Source organism: Streptomyces sp. TLI_185 (genome assembly GCF_003814765.1).
GTDB lineage: Bacteria > Actinomycetota > Actinomycetes > Streptomycetales > Streptomycetaceae > Streptomyces.
Genome location: NZ_RKRB01000001.1, coordinates 2,965,687 through 2,982,600, shown reverse-complemented (window position 1 = coordinate 2,982,600; position 16,914 = coordinate 2,965,687). Strand labels below are relative to the sequence as shown.

The window sequence follows — 16,914 nt, the reverse complement described above, 5'->3', positions numbered from 1 at the left end:
GCGCGGCGAACGAACCGAGGAGAGGGGCGCATCCGGTGAGCCGGATGCGCCCCTGTGTGTGCCTGGGTCTCAACAACCCGTTGTGCAGATGTCAGTTGTGAGCGCGTCAGTTGTGACCGAAGCGTTTCTGCTTGCCCTTGCGGGCCATGTCGCCAGGGGTCACCTGGCTCAGGTGCTGCTCGGCGTGCGACTCCATCGAGGACTGCTGGGTCGCCTGCTGACCGCGCTCGGACTGCGGCTGCTTTCGCTCACGGTTCTTGTTCTTGGCCATGGTTCTGCCTCCTGTGGGGAATAGGGGCCAGGGCCGCGACCAGATTCACATAGGCTGACAACGAGCGCATTTCGGATAATTACCGTCTGTGACAGGGCATCTCGGAGCGCGAGGACGCGGGACGCGACCCGAAACGCCACGCCGAAGATCGAGTTCGGGCCGTTAACCCCCGCGCAGTCGGGCAGACTCGAAGGAAGCCCGAAGCAAACCTCCCGGAAACCGGAAAGAGGGTGGACCACGTGGACCGCTGCATCGTCCTGGTGGACGCCGGTTATCTGCTGGGGGCCGCCGCCAGTCTCCTCGCCGGTGAGCCGTCACGCTCCCGCATCACCGTCGATCATGCCGCCCTCATCCAGGCCCTGCGCGAACGCGCCGAGTCCGACACGGAACGGCCGCTGCTGCGCATCTACTGGTTCGACGGCGCCCCCGACCGCGTCCCGCAGCCCGAGCACCGCAGGCTGCGCGTGATGCCCCGGGTCACCGTCCGGCTCGGCGCCCTGACCCGCAGCGACGGACGCTGGGCGCAGAAGGGCGTCGACGCCGCCATGCACGCCGAGCTCACCGAGCTCGCCCGCAACCGCGCCTGCTCCGACATCGTCCTCGTCACCGGCGACGGCGATCTGCTGCCGGGCATGATGGCCGCCAAGGAGCACGGCGTCGCCGTACACCTGTGGGCCGTGCAGGCCGCCGACGGGGACTACAACCAGTCCGAGGACCTGGTCGCCGAGGCCGACGAGCGGCGCGTCCTTGACCGTACGTGGATCACCAAGGCCGTACGGGCCAAGGAGCTCGGCGGGATCTGTGCGCCGCCGCCCGTGCCGCGCCCCGAGATCGCCGCGATCCTCTCCGCGCCGCTGCCGGAGTCCGCGCTCGCCTCGGCGGCCGAGCGGGCCGGCGAGGACGGCGAGCATGCGTCCGCGGCGGCCCGCTCCGAGAACGGCACGCAGGAGCGGGTGCCCGCGCCCAAGGGCGTGCCCACCCCGAAGGACCTGGCCGCGCTGCGCGCCCCCGGGGTACAGGCCGCCCAGCCCCCCGCGAACGCGACCCTGCGCTGGTCCTCCGACAAGGGCTGGGTCGACCGGCCCGTCGCGGAGGCCCCCGAGGCCGCGTCCATGCCGACGCTGGCGCAGCTGACCACGGCGGAGCAGCGGTGGGCCGACCGTGAGGAGGACATCACCACGGTCGGCGGCGACCCGTACGAGGTCGGGCAGGTGTTCGCACGGCGGTGGATGGAGCGCCTGGGCGACCAGAGCCATCTTCAGAAGCTGTCCGGGATGTACCCGCGCGTCCCGCACCGCATCGACGGCGAGCTGCTGCGCTACGCCGCCCGTTTCGGGTTGCTCGCCCACAAGGACGACCAGATCGACGAGCACGACCGGTATGCGATCCGGGCCGGGTTCTGGCGGGAGATCGACGTGCGGACGGCGGCGGAGCATGCGCCTGCCGGCGAATGAGCCGAGTGCGGTGAGCCGGGCACCGGCGGGCAGCGCCCTCGTGGTCGAGCGCCATTGCGCCGGGTTCATCTTTTTACCGGTGGTTGTGCGGTTATGGGCCGACCCGGGAGCGGGCGAGGGCCCTCGACCCCGTACCCTCGTCCTTTGTGAGTACGCGCGCGGCACAGGCACTTCGGCACGGTGGGGACGTCGTGTGCGCGGTGCGCGGACTGACCAAGACCTATCCGGCGGTGCGAGGACGGCGGGGTGCGCCGGGGACGCCTGCGGTGCGGGCCACCGACGACGTGCACCTCGACATCCGGCGCGGTGAGATCTTCGGTCTCCTCGGGCCGAACGGCGCAGGCAAGTCCACCCTCGTACGGCAGCTGACCGGGCTGATGCGGCCCGACGCGGGGCGGGTCGAGATCCTCGGGCACGACATCGTGCGGCACCCCGAGCGGGCCGCGCGGATCCTCGCCTACCTGGGGCAGGAGTCGAGCGCCCTCGACGAGCTGACCGTGTCCCTCGCCGCCGAGACGACCGGCCGGCTCCGCGGTCTTGAGGCCCGTGAAGCGCGGGCCGAGCGGGACGCCGTACTGGAGGAACTGGGGCTCACGCCCGTTGCCGGGCGGCCGCTGAAGAAGCTGTCCGGCGGGCAGCGGCGGCTGGCGTGTCTCGCCGCCGCGCTGGTCGGGGAGCGGCCCCTGCTGGTGCTCGACGAGCCGACCACCGGGATGGACCCCGTGGCCCGGCGGGCCGTGTGGGCGGCCGTGGACCGGCGGCGGGCCGAGCGCGGGACGACGGTGCTGCTCGTCACGCACAACGTCATCGAGGCCGAGACGGTCCTCGACCGGGTCGCCGTCCTCGACCAGGGGCGGGTGATCGCCTGCGACACCCCCACCGGACTCAAGGAGCAGGTCGCCGGGGAGGTCCGGGTCGAGCTGGTGTGGCGCGAGAGTGCGCCGCTGCACGTCCCGGAGGTCGCCGCGCTGCGTGAGCGGGCCGCCGAGTCGGGGCGCCGCTGGACGCTCAGGCTCGCCCCCGAGGAGGCCCGCGCGGTCGTCGCCACCGTCACCGGCGGCAGCGCCTTCGCCGCGCTCGACGACTTCACCCTGGCCACGCCCAGCCTGGAGGACGTGTACCTGGCCCTGGGCGGCGCCGCGCAGCAGGGGCTGGTGAAAGCGTGAGGAGCACCGTCGTGAGTGCGCGGGCCGCCGCAGCCGTATGGTCCCTGTGGGAGAGGGCGATCGCCTCAGTGGGCCCGGGCTCTGTGGGCCCGAGTGAGAAGGGGAGCAGCGCGTCGTGAGTGTCGTACCCGCCGATGTCCTGCCGGGCGGTGCCCTGGCCGTGGAGGAGGCCGGCCACGGCGCGGCCGAGCTCGGGCCGCGGGCGCGGATGTGGCCGGCCCTCGTCGCCGTGTACCGGGCGCAGCTGTCGCGCGCGCGGGTGGCCCGGATCCCGCTGCTGTTCGTGGCGACCTTCCAGTCGATCGGGATCATGGTCCTGATGCGGGGGGTCGTGGACGGCGGCGGCGAGGCCGAGTCGGTGGTGGCCGGGGCGTCGGTGCTCGTGGTGGCGTTCGTCGCGCTGAATCTGCTCGCGCAGTACTTCGGGCAGCTGCGGGCGAGCGGCGGGCTCGACCATTACGCGACGCTGCCGGTGCCGCCGGCGGCCGTGGTGCTGGGGGCGGCCGGGGCGTATGCCTCCTTCACCGTGCCGGGGACCGTGGTCACGGCGGTGTTCGGATGCGTGCTGTTCGGGCTGCCGCTGGCGCATCTGTGGGTGCTCGCCGCGGTGATTCCGCTGGCGGGGGCGGCCTTGGCCGGGCTGGGCGCGGCGCTGGGACTGCTGGCGCCGCGGCCTGAACTGGCCACTCTGCTCGGCCAGTTGGGCATGTCCGCGGCGCTGCTGCTCGGGGTGCTGCCGACCGACCGGATGCCCGAGGTCGTGCGGTTCGGGCGGGATCTGCTGCCCTCGACGTACGGCGTCGAGGCCTTTGCGCGGACCTTCGGGGCGCATCCCGACTGGGCCTTCGTGGCCGGGGACCTCGCCGTGTGCGCCGGGGTGGCCGTGGTCTCGCTGGCCGTCGCCACCTGGGCGTACCGTCGGGCGGCCGTCCGGTGACGCGCCGCACAGACGGGCCTGGCACGATGGCAGGGTGACCGCACCATTGACTCCGCCTCCGCCGCCGCACGAACAGTCCTCGCAGAACGCGTGGCAGCCTCCGGCTGCCGGGTACGTGGCCCCTGTGGCGCATGACGCCGCGTGGGACGGCACGTACGGACAGGACGGGCCCGGAATGAAGACCGAAGTGCGGGAGGCCGCCGTGGTCACGGTGGCGGTGGCGGTCGCGGGCGCGTTGCTCGGGGTGCTGTGGTGGTGGCTTGCGCCGCATGTGCCGCTCGTCGGTGACGTGGTCGACAAGAGCTGGGTCGTCTATCTCTCCGACAGCGAGGGGGAGCAGGCGATCGGGGTGGACGGAACGTTCACGCTGCTCGCGGTGGCCTTTGGTGCGGTGAGTGCGCTGGGCGTCTTTTTCTGGCGGCGGCGTGGGGGTGTGCCGTTGGCGGTGGCGCTGGGGGTCGGGGGGCTGCTCGCGTCGTTGCTGGCCTGGAAGCTCGGGGTGTGGCTCGGGCCGTCGCAGGATGTGATCGCCCATGCGAAGCAAGTGGGCAAGGGGGTTACGTTCTCTGCGCCGCTGAAGCTCGGGGCCAAGGGGGCGTTGTTGGCGTGGTCTTTGGCCGCGCTCGTGGTGCATCTTGGGCTGACGGCGTTGTTCGGGCCTCGGGATCCGGAGCCGTATCAGGAACACGGCGGTGTTCCCAAGGATCCTTATGGGGCGCCGATGGCGTAGGTGCGGCGCCGTTGGGGTTGCGCCGGGCCCGCGGCGGAGCCGCTGATGGATGCAGTCGCCCCCGCCGCCCCTACCCGTCCCATCCCCAGGGGCTGCCGCCCCTTCGACCCTGCCAGGGGCTCCGCCCCTGAACCCCGGCGGGGACTGTGTCCCCTGCGCCCCTCTTCGGGGCTCCGCCCCGGACCCCGGTCGGGCCTGAGCGGCCTCGTCCTCAAACGCCGGACGGGCTGAAAGAGCAAGCCCCGACCGGCGCTTGAGGACGTGAGGCTGTCTTACGCGGGGCGATGGCCGTGGTTGGAGCGGCCCTTCTTAAGGCGCCACTTGCGCTTCCTGGTTTTCTTCGACATGTCCCTTGTACTTAACCGAGACAGGGGCAGTCGTCGAGGGGTCATGCACGGCCGATGGGGGCCACGGTCGCCTCGGTCAGCTTGGTCAGGTCCTCGGGGGAGAGTTCGACCTCCAGGCCGCGGCGGCCCGCCGAGATGCAGATCGTGGGGTGGGCGGAGGCCGAGGCGTCCAGGACCGTGGGGAGTTTCTTGCGCTGGCCCAGGGGGGAGATGCCGCCGCGGACGTAGCCCGTGGTGCGTTCGGCGAGGGCGGGGTCTGCCATGGCGGCTCGTTTGCCGCCCACCGCCGAGGCCAGGGCCTTGAGGTCCAGCTGGCCCGCCACGGGGACCACGGCCACCGTCAGGGCGCCGTCCACATCCGCGACCAGGGTCTTGAAGACGCGGTCCGGGGACACGCCCATCGCCTCCGCCGCCTCCTCGCCGTAGGAGGGGTGGGACGGGTCGTGGTCGTAGGCGTGGATCGTGTACGGCACTCCCGCGGACGTCAGAGCGACCGTTGCGGGGGTGCCGCCCTGCTGCTGGTTCTTCTTCGGCTTCTTCGCCATCCCGGCCTTCGCAGTGACTAAAGCGGTGACGTCAGTTGAGGCTTGTGCGGCCGCGCGTCAGCTCCGACGCCGGCAGTGACGGCAGGCTACGGATGATCGCGGTCTCGGAGCGAAGGAGTTTCAGCTCGTCGCGCAGCCGGGACGCCGTGTCCGGGGCCTGGAGCAGGCGCTGCTTGGTGGGGGTGTCCAGCATCATCGCCGCCGCCACCAGGTAGGAGACCACGGACGGTTCGTCCGGGAGGTCGGCGCCGGTCGACAGGGACCGTTCTCGGGCGCCTGCCAGGCGTTTCTGGTACTGGCGGAATGCTCGCAGGACGCCTTCGGCCAGCGCGCCCGCCTCGTCGCCCCGGTCCTCCGGGAGCTCTTCCAGGTCCGCCGTCAGGAAGGGGCCCGACGCGTCCACGGACACCAGGCGCGCTCGGGTCGTGCCCGTTGCCAGGACCTCGAAGGTGCCGTCCTCGCGTTCACGGATCGTCGCCGCGTCCGCGACGCAGCCCGTCGAGTGGAACGACTTCGCCGGGTCGGGGCCGAAGCCGGCCGCGGGCCCGAGTTCGGGCAGGGCCGTGGGGTCCGGCATGCCGGGCGCGCTCTGTGCCACCTCGTGGCCGTCGCGGATCGCCACGACGGCGAACCGGCGCGGTTCGTCCTCGGGAGTCTTGAGCAGGTCGCGCATCATGGCGCGATAGCGCTCCTCGAAGACGTTCAGGGGCAGTACCAGCCCCGGGAACAGCACCGAGTTCAGAGGGAAGAGCGGGAGACGGACGGTGGTCACGACGCAAGAGCCTAGTGGTCGGCGGAGCGGGCGCGTCCGGCGCGCTCACTCCGTGGATGCCGGGGCGAGGGCATGAGGCCTGCCGTACGGGCGAGGATCTCGCCGCGCACCTTCAGGAAGAGGGCCAGCGGGTCGTCCGACAACCGGCCCCAGGGGAAGGACGTGGCGTACGGACCGATCTGGTGCAGTTCGCTGAGCGCCTCCTGCCAGCGGTCCAGCCGCACGAGGACGTACATCAGCTTGTTGCGGATCTCGGCCGGCCACGGGTCGGCCGCCGGGAAGCGGGCGGAGAACGCGATCGCCCGGTCGGCCGCCGCGTCCAGCCGTGTGCGCGGCACCTCGGCGCCGACGCCGTCCGTCAGACAGGCGAAGGCCGCCCGCGAGGGCAGCGCCTGGATGAGGGAGCCGGACGGGGCGTCCTGTGCCGCCAGGTCGGCGAAGTCGAAGCACTCGCGGTGGGAGCCCTGCCAGGACGCGGACAGATAGCGCAGGGCCGCCACATGGCAGCCGTAGTGGTGCGGGGCGCGGCGCAGTGCCGCCTCCCACAGCTCGCCGAAGTACTTGGGGCCCGCGCCGGTGCCGCGCGCATGGTCCAGCGCGAGCCGCCACGGCACGGGGTCGCGGTCGTCGCCGCGGGCGGCGGCCGTGATCAGGGGGCTCACCTCGCGCAGCAGCTCCGCACGGGCCGGGGAGCGCCAGGCGTCGTCCACCGCGAGCTGGGCCCTGATCAGCAGCGCGTCCGGGTCGTGCGGGGTGGCGGCGGACCACGCCTGCAGCCATTCCGGGCGCGCGTGCGCGAAGGCCGCGAGGCGTCTCGCATACCGGTCGCGGCTCTCCCAGTCGCTGCGCGTGCGCGTGTCGGCAAGCAGCGCGGAGACGGGGCCGTGCTCGCCGCCCGCCGCCGCGACCAGCGCGGATCCGAGGCGGTCGTCGGGCACGTCGAGCAGCACCTCGTCGTCGGCGGGGAGTCCGGCGGCGGGGCGCGCAGCGGGCCGGGAGGTCCGGGCCGCGCGGCTGAACGGATGCAGCAGAGCCATGGTGTCGACCATTGAAAGGCCGCAGGTCAACCCTGCGCCAGGGCCCACGGGCAAGTCGTGGAAAGTTGTACGCGGATCGGTCAAGTACAGGTAAAGGGTGACTGTTCGACAACTGTTGGGTTGTTGTGTGCGAAACCCAGGTGTTCCCAGGACTTCAGTTCCGTCTCAGCAGCCGCGTCGCCCCCGCCGCCACCGTCGTCGCCAGGATCCAGCCGAGCAGGATCATCGCCGCCGCCAGCCACTGCCAGCCGCCGCTCAGCTGCCAGACGCCGACCTGGCCCAGGTCGATGACCGGGAGCAGCAGGTCCAGCGCGAACAGGGCCGGGTTCCACGGCGGGTGCTGGCCGGGCTGCACCGGCGGATGGCTCGCATGCGCGAAGGCCAGCGAGCCCGCCGCCCACAGCACCGCCATCCATACGGCGGCCCGGCCCGGCCGGTACCCGTAGGCCACCGTCCAGTCCTGCGCGTACCCCCACAGCTTGGCGGCGATCGGCAGGCTCTCGCGGCGTCGGCGCTGCTTGGCGAGGAGCACCTCGCGCGCGTCCTCGTCCTCGCCGCCGGACCGCAGCACGGAGGCGAGTCGCTCGTACGGCTCCGGGTTGTACTCGGCGGTCGCGGCGGTCACCCACTCCAGCCGCTCGATCAGCGGGAAGGGGCCCTGCGGGACCAGGTTCTCGTACTGGAAACCGCCCATGTGCAGATTGCCCGGCCCGGGCCAGGCGCTCGCCCGGTCGACCAGGTTGACCACCCGCGCGCCCGACAGGACGACCTTGCCGCGCTGCGGACGCTCCCCGAGGAAGCGCAGCTCGGGCGTCTGCACCCGGCGCAGCGACAGCTCCTGGTCGTCGGTGAAGGCGAACCGGGCCCGCTCCAGGTCGACCGCGTCCTCGAACCGCCCGTCGTCCAGGCGCATCCCGCCCTGGCACTCGAACCGCTGGATCCGCGTGCCGCGCGCGGGCGTCGCACCGCTCACCATCGAGGCGCCGACGCCCGCGGGCGTCAGGTACAGCGTGCGTCCCACGCTCAGCTGGGGCGCGTTCAGCGCGAGCCGGCCGTACGGGTTGGCCAGCCGGGCACCGCGCAGGCTCAGCGACACGCCGATCTTCGCGCTGCGCAGGCTCAGCTCGCCGTGCGACTCCAGCAGCTCGGCCTGCAGGTCCTGGCCCACCATCATGCCGTCGCCGGCGATCGAACGGCCGCTGCGGTCGCGGTGGACGATCGCCTGGTTGAGCAGCAGATCCGTACCGATGTGCGCGTCCGTCAGCCGGATGCCGTTGAGGAAGCGGCAGCGCGGGAGGTGCAGATCGCCCTCCGTGTGCATGCGCGCGGCCTCCAGGCGGGGCACCGAGCAGTCCACCATGCGCATGGTCGTGAAGTGGGCCTCCGGCAGCAGCACGTCCCGCTCGAAGCGGCAGCCGCGCATCTCGACGTACGGCACCACCACGCCGCCCGCGAGGTCCAGGGAGCCGCTGATCTGCACCCCGCGCAGCTTCAGCGAGGACACCCGGCCCGCGAGCGCGGGCGGGCCGTCCAGCAGCAGCCAGCACACGATGCGCGCCCGCACGGTCCGCTCGGGCCCCCAGGGGTGCCCGCCGTGCGGATCGTCGGCGACGGTGTCCCCGCTGCTCAGGTCGTACACACTGCCGTTGCGGAAGGCCTGCCACATGCCGGCCTCGGCGGCGGTCAGATCGTCCGGCAGATCTCCCGCGTCTCCGGCACGGAAGCCGGCCCCCTCAGTCACTGCTCCTCCAGTCCCTTTGCTCGCACAACCGTTCATGCCCGCTGGGTAACGCCCGAAGCACAGGACGTGAAGGTGATCTTCCGGGTTCCCGAGGGGTTCTGTATCAGCCATTGATACGCGCGGACGACGCCGGACCTCGGTCTGAGAGAATTGAGTCCGTGATCTCCCGAATCGATCTGCGCGGCGACGCCCTCCCCGAGGGTCCCGCCCTGCGCGACCTGCTGCCCCGAGCCGACTTCGACGTTCAGGCCGCCCTTGAGAAGGTGCGTCCGATCTGCGAAGCCGTGCATCATCGGGGCGACGCGGCGCTGATCGACTTCGCCGAGAAGTTCGACGGGGTCAGCCTGGACCAGGTCCGGGTGCCTGCCGAGGCGCTCACGCGCGCGTTGGAAGAGCTCGACCCGGCGGTCCGTGCGGCCCTGGAGGAATCCATCCGGCGCGCCCGTCTCGTCCACCGCGAGCAGCGCCGTACGACCCACACGACCCAGGTCGTGCCAGGCGGCTCGGTCACCGAGAAGTGGGTACCGGTGGAGCGCGTCGGGCTGTACGCGCCCGGCGGCCGCTCGGTCTACCCGTCCTCCGTGGTCATGAACGTCGTGCCCGCGCAGGAGGCCGGCGTCCAGTCCATCGCCCTCGCCTCGCCCGCCCAGGCCCCCGCTTTTGCAAATGACCCAGCCGGGGGCCTTCCGCACCCGACGATCCTCGCCGCCTGCGCCCTGCTCGGCGTCGACGAGGTGTACGCGGCCGGCGGCGCGACCGCCGTCGCGATGTTCGCGCACGGCACCGAGTCCTGCGCGCCCGCCAACATGGTCACCGGCCCCGGCAACATCTGGGTCGCCGCCGCCAAGCGCTACTACACCGGCAAGATCGGCATCGACGCCGAGGCCGGCCCGACCGAGATCGCGGTCCTCGCCGACGACACGGCCGACCCGGTGCACGTCGCCTCCGACCTGATCAGCCAGGCCGAGCACGACCCGCTGGCCGCCGCCGTCCTGGTCACCGACTCCGTGGCGCTCGCCGACGCGGTCGAGAAGGAGCTGGAGCCGCAGGTCGCGGCCACCAGGCACATCGAGGACCGGATCCGTCCGGCGCTCGCGGGCCGGCAGTCCGCGATCGTCCTCGTCGACGGCATCGACGAGGGCCTCAGGGTCGTCGACGCCTACGGCGCCGAGCACCTGGAGATCCAGACGGCGGACGCCGCCGCCGTGGCCGACCGGGTGAAGAACGCCGGCGCGATCTTCATCGGCCCCTGGGCGCCGGTCTCCCTCGGCGACTACGCCGCCGGCTCCAACCACGTGCTCCCCACCGGGGGTTGCGCCTGCCACTCCTCCGGTCTGTCCGTCCAGTCCTTCCTGCGCGGCATCCACATCGTCGACTACACCAAGGACGCGCTGGCCGAGGTCGCGCACCACGTGGTCACGCTGGCGGAGGCGGAGGACCTGCCCGCGCACGGCGCGGCGATCAAGGCGAGGTTCGGTTGGAAGGTGCCCGAGAGCAAGTGAGCGACGTGAGGATCGACGATCTCCCCGTACGGGACGAGCTGCGCGGCAAGTCCCCTTACGGCGCGCCCCAGTTGGACGTCCCCGTACGGCTGAACACCAACGAGAACCCCTACCCGCTGCCGGAGCCGCTGGTCGAACGCATCACGGAGCGCGTCCGCGAGGCCGCCCGTGACCTCAACCGCTACCCGGACCGCGACGCCGTCGAGCTGCGCACCCAGCTCGCCAAGTACCTGACGGACACCTCCGGCCACGAGGTCGGCCTGGCCAACGTCTGGGCCGCCAACGGCTCCAACGAGGTCATCCAGCAGCTGCTGCAGACCTTCGGCGGACCGGGCCGCACCGCGATCGGCTTCGAGCCCTCGTACTCGATGCACGCGCTCATCTCGCGCGGCACGGGCACGGGCTGGATCTCGGGTCCGCGCAACGCGGACTTCACGATCGACCTGCCGGCCGCCGAGCGGTGGATCGCCGAGAACAAGCCGGACGTCGTCTTCATCACCACCCCCAACAACCCCACGGGCAACGCGGTTCCGCGCGAGACGGTCCTCGCGCTGTATGAGGCCGCTCAGGCGGCGAAGCCGTCCGTGGTGATCGTGGACGAGGCGTACATCGAGTTCAGCCACGGCGACTCGCTGCTGCCGCTGATCGAAGGCCGGCCGAATCTCGTCGTCTCCCGGACGATGTCGAAGGCCTTCGGGGCCGCAGGCCTCCGCCTCGGCTACCTCGCCGCGCACCCGGCCGTCGTCGACGCCGTCCAGCTGGTACGACTGCCGTACCACCTCTCGGCGATCACCCAGGCGACCGCGCTGGCCGCCCTGGAGCACACCGACACGCTGCTGAAGTACGTCGAGCAGCTGAAGTCGGAGCGGGACCGGCTGGTGAGCGAGCTGCGCGCGCTGGGCTACGACGTCGTCGAGTCCGACGCGAACTTCGTGCAGTTCGGGCGGTTCGAGGACTCCCACACCGCCTGGCAGAAGATCCTCGACCGGGGTGTGCTGGTGCGGGACAACGGCATCCCGGGGTGGCTGCGGGTGTCTGCCGGAACCCCGGAGGAGAACGACGCGTTCCTGGACGCGGTACATGACTTGCAGTGTCTTGTGGGGGACACCCCCACACCCCCGAAGGAGTACAGCGCATGAGCCGCGTAGGACGCGTGGAGCGGGTCACCAAGGAGACGTCGGTGCTCGTCGAGATAGACCTCGACGGCAGCGGCAAGGTCGATGTGTCGACAGGCGTCGGCTTCTACGACCACATGCTCGACCAGCTCGGCCGGCACGGTCTGTTCGACCTGACCGTGAAGACCGAGGGCGACCTGCACATCGACTCGCACCACACCATCGAGGACACCGCCCTCGCGCTCGGCGCCGCCTTCAAGCAGGCGCTCGGCGACAAGGTGGGGATCTACCGGTTCGGCAACTGCACGGTTCCCCTGGACGAGTCGCTCGCCCAGGTGACCGTCGACCTGTCCGGCCGCCCGTACCTCGTGCACACCGAGCCCGAGAACATGGCGCCGATGATCGGCGAGTACGACACCACGATGACCCGGCACATCCTGGAGTCCTTCGTCGCCCAGGCCCAGATCGCGCTGCATGTGCACGTGCCGTACGGGCGCAACGCGCACCACATCGTGGAGTGCCAGTTCAAGGCCCTCGCGCGGGCCCTGCGCTACGCCTCCGAGCGCGACCCGCGCGCGGCCGGCATCCTTCCCTCCACGAAGGGCGCGCTGTAAAGCCATGAACGGACTGTCGACCGTCCTGATCGTCGTCGGCCTCTTCCTGGTCGGCGGCATCATCTCCTTCGTCAAGCAGCAGATGCCGAAGAGCCTGATAGTGCTGCTGTCGGTCAGCGCCGCGATGTGTCTGGTCGCGGGTGTCCTGAGGCTGGAGGTGTGGAATTGAGCAACTCCAAGAAGGTCGTGGTCTTCGACTACGGCTTCGGGAACGTCCGTTCCGCCGAGCGCGCCCTCGCGCGCACGGGCGCGGACGTCGAGATCACGCGTGACTTCGACAAGGCCATGAACGCGGACGGCCTTCTGGTGCCGGGCGTCGGCGCCTTCGCCGCCTGTATGCAGGGTCTGAAGGAGGCGCGGGGCGACTGGATCGTCGACCGTCGGCTGTCCGGCGGCCGCCCGGTCATGGGCATCTGCGTCGGCATGCAGATCCTCTTCGCGCGCGGCATCGAGCACGGCGTGGAGACCGAGGGCCTCGACGAGTGGCCCGGCTCGGTCGAGCCGCTGCAGGCCGAGATCGTGCCCCACATGGGCTGGAACACCGTCGAGGCGCCCGCCGACTCCGAGCTGTTCGCCGGCCTGGACGCCGACGCGCGCTTCTACTTCGTGCACTCCTACGCCGTCCACGACTGGTCGCTGGAGACGCACAACCCGGCGATGCTCGCCCCGAAGGTGACCTGGTCGACGCACGGCAAGCCCTTCGTGGCGGCCGTCGAGAACGGCGCCCTGTGGGCGACCCAGTTCCACCCCGAGAAGTCCGGCGACGCCGGAGCGCAGCTGCTCACCAACTGGATCGGAACCCTTTAGACCATGGCCAAGCTCGAACTCCTCCCCGCCGTCGACGTCCGTGACGGCCAGGCCGTCCGTCTCGTGCACGGCGAGTCCGGCACGGAGACCTCGTACGGCTCGCCCCTGGAGGCCGCCCTCGCCTGGCAGCGGTCGGGCGCCGAGTGGCTGCACCTGGTCGACCTGGACGCCGCGTTCGGCACCGGCGACAACCGTGAGCTGATCGCCGAGGTGGCGAAGGCGATGGACATCAAGGTGGAGCTGTCCGGAGGCATCCGTGACGACGCCTCGCTGGCCGCCGCCCTGGCCACCGGCTGCACCCGGGTGAACCTCGGCACGGCCGCCCTGGAGACCCCGGAGTGGGTCGCCAAGGTGATCGCCGAGCACGGCGACAAGATCGCGGTGGGTCTGGACGTACGGGGCACGACGCTCCGCGGCCGCGGCTGGACCCGCGACGGCGGCGACCTCTACGAGACGCTGGAGCGCCTCAACAAGGAGGGCTGCGCGCGGTACGTGGTGACGGACATCGCCAAGGACGGCACTCTCCAGGGCCCCAACCTGGAGCTGCTGAAGAACGTCTGCGCGGCGACCGACCGCCCGGTCGTGGCGTCCGGCGGCGTTTCGTCCCTGGACGACCTCCGCGCCATCGCCGAGCTGGTACCCCTCGGTGTCGAAGGCTCCATCGTCGGGAAGGCCCTGTACGCGAAGGCGTTCACCTTGGAAGAGGCCTTGGAGGCTGTGGCGTCATGACATCCGAAGCCGTACGGCGCGTGCAGAGCGGAAGTCCCTGGGAAGAGTCCTTCGGTTTCGCACGCGCCGTGGCGGCGGGCGACCGTGTGCTGGTGGCGGGCACGACGTCCTTCAAGGGCAGCGTGCTGTACGGGGAGGGCGACCCGTACGAGCAGGCCAAGGTGGCCTTCACCAGCGCGATCGAGGCGATCGGTGAGCTCGGGCTCGGCGTCGAGTCCGTGCTCCGGACGCGCATGTACCTGACGCACGCCCGGGACGTCGACGCCGTGGGCCGGGCCCACAAGGAGCTGTTCGACACGGTGCGCCCGGTCTCGACCCTTCTCGTGGTGGAGGGCTTCGTCGACCCGCGCATCCTGGTCGAAGTGGAACTGGAAGCCTTCCGAGGCTAGAGGCAATACAGAGGAGCCGTGGATTCATGACCCTGGCGGTCCGAGTCATCCCCTGCCTGGACGTGGACAACGGCCGGGTCGTCAAGGGCGTCAACTTCCAGAACCTGCGCGACGCGGGCGACCCCGTCGAGATGGCCAAGGTGTACGACGCCGAGGGCGCCGACGAGCTGACCTTCCTGGACATCACCGCGTCGTCGGGCAACCGCGAGACGACGTACGACGTGGTGCGCCGTACGGCCGAGCAGGTATTCATTCCGCTGACGGTCGGCGGCGGTGTGCGCACGGCCGAGGACGTGGACAAGCTGCTGCGGGCCGGTGCGGACAAGGTCGGTGTGAACACCGCCGCCATCGCCCGTCCCGAGCTCATCCGTGAGATCGCGGAGCGCTTCGGCCGCCAGGTGCTGGTCCTGTCGGTGGACGCGCGCCGTACTGCCCAGGGCACCTTCGAGGTCACCACCCATGGCGGCCGTCGTGGCACCGGCATCGACGCCGTCGAGTGGGCCCACCGGGCCGCCGAGCTGGGCGCGGGCGAGATCCTGCTCAACTCCATGGACGCGGACGGCACGAAGGACGGCTACGACCTGGAGATGATCGCCGCGGTCCGCAAGCACGTGACGGTCCCGGTGATCGCCTCGGGCGGCGCGGGCAGGCTGGCCGACTTCCCGCCGGCCATCGGGGCGGGCGCGGATGCGGTGCTGGCGGCGTCCGTCTTCCACTTCGGTGATCTGCGGATCGGCGAAGTGAAGCGGGCACTGCGGGAGGCGGGGCACCCCGTGCGTTAGCTCTCCGAGCCCCGGTCGCCCTGGGGGCGGCCGGGGCTTTCTCGTCCCCAAATGCGAAAGAGAAGTTGCGCAAAATAAGTTGTGCAACTTTTCTTGTTCATCTAACGTGGGGGCCATGCCAGACAAGAAGAGGGACCGCCGCATCAAGGACGTGGGCACGCTCAAGGCCCTCACGCATCCGTTGCGGGCGCAGTTGTACCGACTGCTGATCATTGCGCGGGCGGCGACGGCGTCCCAGCTCGCCGAGCAGGTCGACGAGGCCGTTGCGCTGGTCAGTTACCACCTGAGAAAACTGGCCGACCACGGGCTGATCGAGGAGGCCGAGCCGCAGAGCGGGGACGGGCGCGAGCGGTGGTGGCAGCCCGCCTCGGACGGCCTGAGCATCCGCGACGAGGACTTCCGGGACGCCCCCGAGAAGGCCGCCGCCCACACCGCGGCCAGCAGGCTCTTCTTCGAGCAACGCGCCGACATGTACCGGCGCTATCTCGACGAACGCGCCCACTGGAGCGACGCGTGGACGACGGCGTCCGACGACTCCGAGTGGCTGCTGCGGCTCACCTCGGACGAACTGGCTGAGCTGGCCAAGGAGATGGGTGCCCTGGTCCGTCGCTACGAAGAGCACGGCCGTGCGGCCGACGCCGCAGGCGACACCGAAGGCCGCGAGAACGTCGCGGTGCACACGTACGGCTTCCCCTTCCGCCTCTGAGAGGACCTCCCGCATGACCACCGCGCTCAACGGCACGGACACGGTCACCGCTCAACGGCCCGCCCACCGCGACGGCAACGTCCTGCGCTGGCTCGCCGCCTACACCTCGTCGATGGTCGGCGACACGGTCTACTACGTCGCCCTGTCCTGGGCCGCCGTACAGACGGGATCGCCCTCGCAAGCAGGCATGGTCATGGCGGCGAGCGCTGTGCCGCGCACTCTGCTGATGCTGGTCGGGGGAGTGATCGCCGACCGGTTCGGGCCGCGGAAGGTCGTCATCGGCAGCGACGCGGTGCGCTGCGCGGCCGTGCTGGCCGTGGCCGCCCTGCTGTTCGTGACCAGCCTCGGTCTGTGGCCGCTCGCCGTGCTCGCCGTGGTCTTCGGCACCGTCGACGCCGTGTTCATGCCCGCCGTGGGCGCCCTGCCACCGCGCATCACCAGCCGGGGCCAGCTCACCCGCGTCCAGGGCATGCGCGGGCTCGCGATCCGCTTCGGTTACGTCGTCGGCGCGCCGCTCGGCGGCCTGGGCGCGGCGATGGGCGGTGCGGCCGCCGCGTTCGGGCTGGCCGGGCTGCTGATCGCGGTGTCGATACCGCTCCTGATCTCCGTACGCATACGGGAGCTGCCTCCGGACGACGCGGTCGGTACACGGCGCACCGCCTGGCGGGACCTGCGCGATGGGCTGGACTACATCCGCCGCCATCGTGTCCTCGCCCCGCTGACGCTGGCCATCGCCCTTGGTGACCTCGGCTTCGTCGGCCCGCTCAACGTCGGCGTGACCTTGCTGGCCGACGAGCGCGGATGGGGCGCCCTGGGCATGGGCTGGGTGGTCGCCGGGTTCGGTGTCGGCGCGGGGGCCGCCTCGCTGCTGCTGGCGGTGCGGGGGCGCCTGCCGCACGCCGGGCACGTCGTCGCCTACACAGTCCTCGCGGGAAGCATGGCCATCGGCGCCCTGGCCCGTGTCCCGGACGTCGTCGCGGCCGTCGGAGTGGCTCTGCTCATCGGCCTGCTCGCCGGGCTCAGCGGGGCCCTGTGCAATGCCCTGTCGCAGACCCAGGCCGACCCGGCCCACCTCGGCCGGGTCACCTCGGTCACCGGAACGGTCAGCCTCGGCATCGCCCCGCTGACCATGCCGCTGTTCGCCGCGACGGCCGGCGCGTGGGGCACCGGTACGGTCTTCGTCGTCAGCGCGGCCGTGTGCGGGCTCGGCGGAGTCGTCGCCCTGTGCGTCCCCGCCCTGCGCCGCGCCGAACTGCCCCGCTGACCCGGG

At 71.5% G+C, this 16,914-nt stretch carries 19 protein-coding genes; 14 read left to right on the top strand and 5 right to left on the bottom strand.

Going from position 1 to position 16,914, the window contains the following annotated elements:
* Positions 1-106: 106 nt before the first annotated feature.
* Entirely contained in the window at positions 107-271 is a 165-nt protein-coding gene (locus tag EDD92_RS49815) for a hypothetical protein (protein ID WP_185124005.1), read from the bottom strand.
* Positions 272-510: 239 nt separating this feature from the next.
* Between EDD92_RS49815 and EDD92_RS13555 the strand changes: the two genes are divergently transcribed.
* The 4 genes from EDD92_RS13555 (at position 511) to EDD92_RS13540 (ending at position 4,558) form a co-directional block, all read left to right on the top strand.
* The gene (locus tag EDD92_RS13555; protein ID WP_123964547.1) at positions 511-1,725 is read left to right on the top strand and encodes an NYN domain-containing protein; all 1,215 of its coding nucleotides are present in this window, start codon (positions 511-513) and stop codon (positions 1,723-1,725) included.
* 191 nt (positions 1,726-1,916) lie between these two features.
* A complete protein-coding gene (locus EDD92_RS13550; protein ID WP_123970378.1) occupies positions 1,917-2,891 on the top strand; it encodes an ABC transporter ATP-binding protein in 975 nt (324 codons plus the stop codon).
* A 115-nt stretch (positions 2,892-3,006) separates the two neighbouring features.
* Positions 3,007-3,828 (top strand): ABC transporter permease, encoded by an 822-nt coding sequence (locus EDD92_RS13545; RefSeq protein ID WP_123964546.1) that lies wholly within the window; start codon positions 3,007-3,009, stop codon positions 3,826-3,828.
* Positions 3,829-3,862: 34 nt separating this feature from the next.
* The gene (locus tag EDD92_RS13540; RefSeq protein ID WP_123964545.1) at positions 3,863-4,558 is read left to right on the top strand and encodes an AAA family ATPase; all 696 of its coding nucleotides are present in this window, start codon (positions 3,863-3,865) and stop codon (positions 4,556-4,558) included.
* A 388-nt stretch (positions 4,559-4,946) separates the two neighbouring features.
* Here EDD92_RS13540 and ybaK read toward each other — a convergent pair whose 3' ends face one another.
* The 4 genes from ybaK to EDD92_RS13520 all read right to left on the bottom strand — a co-directional run bounded on the left by ybaK (position 4,947) and on the right by EDD92_RS13520 (position 9,000).
* Positions 4,947-5,450, bottom strand: a complete 504-nt coding sequence (gene ybaK, locus EDD92_RS13535) for a Cys-tRNA(Pro) deacylase (RefSeq protein WP_030932874.1) — start codon at positions 5,448-5,450, stop codon at positions 4,947-4,949.
* Positions 5,451-5,481: 31 nt separating this feature from the next.
* Positions 5,482-6,222 carry an LON peptidase substrate-binding domain-containing protein gene (locus tag EDD92_RS13530; RefSeq protein ID WP_123964544.1) on the bottom strand — a complete coding sequence of 247 codons (741 nt, stop codon included), beginning with the start codon at positions 6,220-6,222 and terminating at the stop codon, positions 5,482-5,484.
* An 11-nt stretch (positions 6,223-6,233) separates the two neighbouring features.
* Entirely contained in the window at positions 6,234-7,271 is a 1,038-nt protein-coding gene (locus tag EDD92_RS13525) for a hypothetical protein (protein ID WP_123964543.1), read from the bottom strand.
* Positions 7,272-7,413: 142 nt separating this feature from the next.
* Entirely contained in the window at positions 7,414-9,000 is a 1,587-nt protein-coding gene (locus tag EDD92_RS13520) for an oxidoreductase (protein ID WP_123964542.1), read from the bottom strand.
* A 158-nt stretch (positions 9,001-9,158) separates the two neighbouring features.
* Between EDD92_RS13520 and hisD the strand changes: the two genes are divergently transcribed.
* From hisD to EDD92_RS13475, 10 genes are all read left to right on the top strand, one after another.
* Entirely contained in the window at positions 9,159-10,502 is a 1,344-nt protein-coding gene (gene hisD, locus EDD92_RS13515; protein ID WP_123964541.1) for a histidinol dehydrogenase, read from the top strand.
* A complete protein-coding gene (locus EDD92_RS13510) occupies positions 10,499-11,641 on the top strand; it encodes a histidinol-phosphate transaminase (RefSeq protein ID WP_185124004.1) in 1,143 nt (380 codons plus the stop codon). The genes hisD and EDD92_RS13510 overlap by 4 nt, the downstream gene beginning before the upstream one ends.
* A complete protein-coding gene (gene hisB / locus EDD92_RS13505; protein WP_030932889.1) occupies positions 11,638-12,231 on the top strand; it encodes an imidazoleglycerol-phosphate dehydratase HisB in 594 nt (197 codons plus the stop codon). The genes EDD92_RS13510 and hisB overlap by 4 nt, the downstream gene beginning before the upstream one ends.
* A 4-nt stretch (positions 12,232-12,235) precedes the next feature.
* Positions 12,236-12,400 carry a hypothetical protein gene (locus EDD92_RS49810; protein ID WP_030932891.1) on the top strand — a complete coding sequence of 55 codons (165 nt, stop codon included), beginning with the start codon at positions 12,236-12,238 and terminating at the stop codon, positions 12,398-12,400.
* A complete protein-coding gene (hisH, locus tag EDD92_RS13500) occupies positions 12,397-13,038 on the top strand; it encodes an imidazole glycerol phosphate synthase subunit HisH (RefSeq protein WP_123964540.1) in 642 nt (213 codons plus the stop codon). The genes EDD92_RS49810 and hisH overlap by 4 nt, the downstream gene beginning before the upstream one ends.
* Positions 13,039-13,041: 3 nt before the next feature.
* Positions 13,042-13,767 carry a bifunctional 1-(5-phosphoribosyl)-5-((5-phosphoribosylamino)methylideneamino)imidazole-4-carboxamide isomerase/phosphoribosylanthranilate isomerase PriA gene (gene priA / locus EDD92_RS13495; protein ID WP_030932896.1) on the top strand — a complete coding sequence of 242 codons (726 nt, stop codon included), beginning with the start codon at positions 13,042-13,044 and terminating at the stop codon, positions 13,765-13,767.
* Positions 13,764-14,156, top strand: a complete 393-nt coding sequence (locus tag EDD92_RS13490; protein ID WP_123964539.1) for a RidA family protein — start codon at positions 13,764-13,766, stop codon at positions 14,154-14,156. The genes priA and EDD92_RS13490 overlap by 4 nt, the downstream gene beginning before the upstream one ends.
* Positions 14,157-14,182: 26 nt before the next feature.
* On the top strand, positions 14,183-14,938 hold the full coding sequence (gene hisF / locus EDD92_RS13485) for an imidazole glycerol phosphate synthase subunit HisF (protein ID WP_123964538.1): 756 nt from the start codon (positions 14,183-14,185) through the stop codon (positions 14,936-14,938).
* 115 nt (positions 14,939-15,053) lie between these two features.
* Positions 15,054-15,644 (top strand): transcriptional regulator, encoded by a 591-nt coding sequence (locus tag EDD92_RS13480; RefSeq protein WP_123964537.1) that lies wholly within the window; start codon positions 15,054-15,056, stop codon positions 15,642-15,644.
* Between the two features lie 13 nt (positions 15,645-15,657).
* The gene (locus EDD92_RS13475) at positions 15,658-16,908 is read left to right on the top strand and encodes an MFS transporter (RefSeq protein ID WP_123964536.1); all 1,251 of its coding nucleotides are present in this window, start codon (positions 15,658-15,660) and stop codon (positions 16,906-16,908) included.
* The last annotated feature ends 6 nt before the right edge of the window (positions 16,909-16,914 follow it).

Bases quoted from the DNA above. Each gene is read 5' to 3' on its own strand.
- EDD92_RS49815 (WP_185124005.1), bottom strand. From the start codon at position 271: ATGGCCAAGAACAAGAACCGTGAGCGAAAGCAGCCGCAGTCCGAGCGC.
- ybaK (WP_030932874.1), bottom strand. From the start codon at position 5,450: ATGGCGAAGAAGCCGAAGAAGAACCAGCAGCAGGGCGGCACCCCCGCA.
- EDD92_RS13525 (WP_123964543.1), bottom strand. From the start codon at position 7,271: ATGGTCGACACCATGGCTCTGCTGCATCCGTTCAGCCGCGCGGCCCGG.
- hisB (WP_030932889.1), top strand. From the start codon at position 11,638: ATGAGCCGCGTAGGACGCGTGGAGCGGGTCACCAAGGAGACGTCGGTG.
- EDD92_RS49810 (WP_030932891.1), top strand. From the start codon at position 12,236: ATGAACGGACTGTCGACCGTCCTGATCGTCGTCGGCCTCTTCCTGGTC.
- priA (WP_030932896.1), top strand. From the start codon at position 13,042: ATGGCCAAGCTCGAACTCCTCCCCGCCGTCGACGTCCGTGACGGCCAG.
- EDD92_RS13490 (WP_123964539.1), top strand. From the start codon at position 13,764: ATGACATCCGAAGCCGTACGGCGCGTGCAGAGCGGAAGTCCCTGGGAA.
- hisF (WP_123964538.1), top strand. From the start codon at position 14,183: ATGACCCTGGCGGTCCGAGTCATCCCCTGCCTGGACGTGGACAACGGC.
- EDD92_RS13480 (WP_123964537.1), top strand. From the start codon at position 15,054: ATGCCAGACAAGAAGAGGGACCGCCGCATCAAGGACGTGGGCACGCTC.
- EDD92_RS13475 (WP_123964536.1), top strand. From the start codon at position 15,658: ATGACCACCGCGCTCAACGGCACGGACACGGTCACCGCTCAACGGCCC.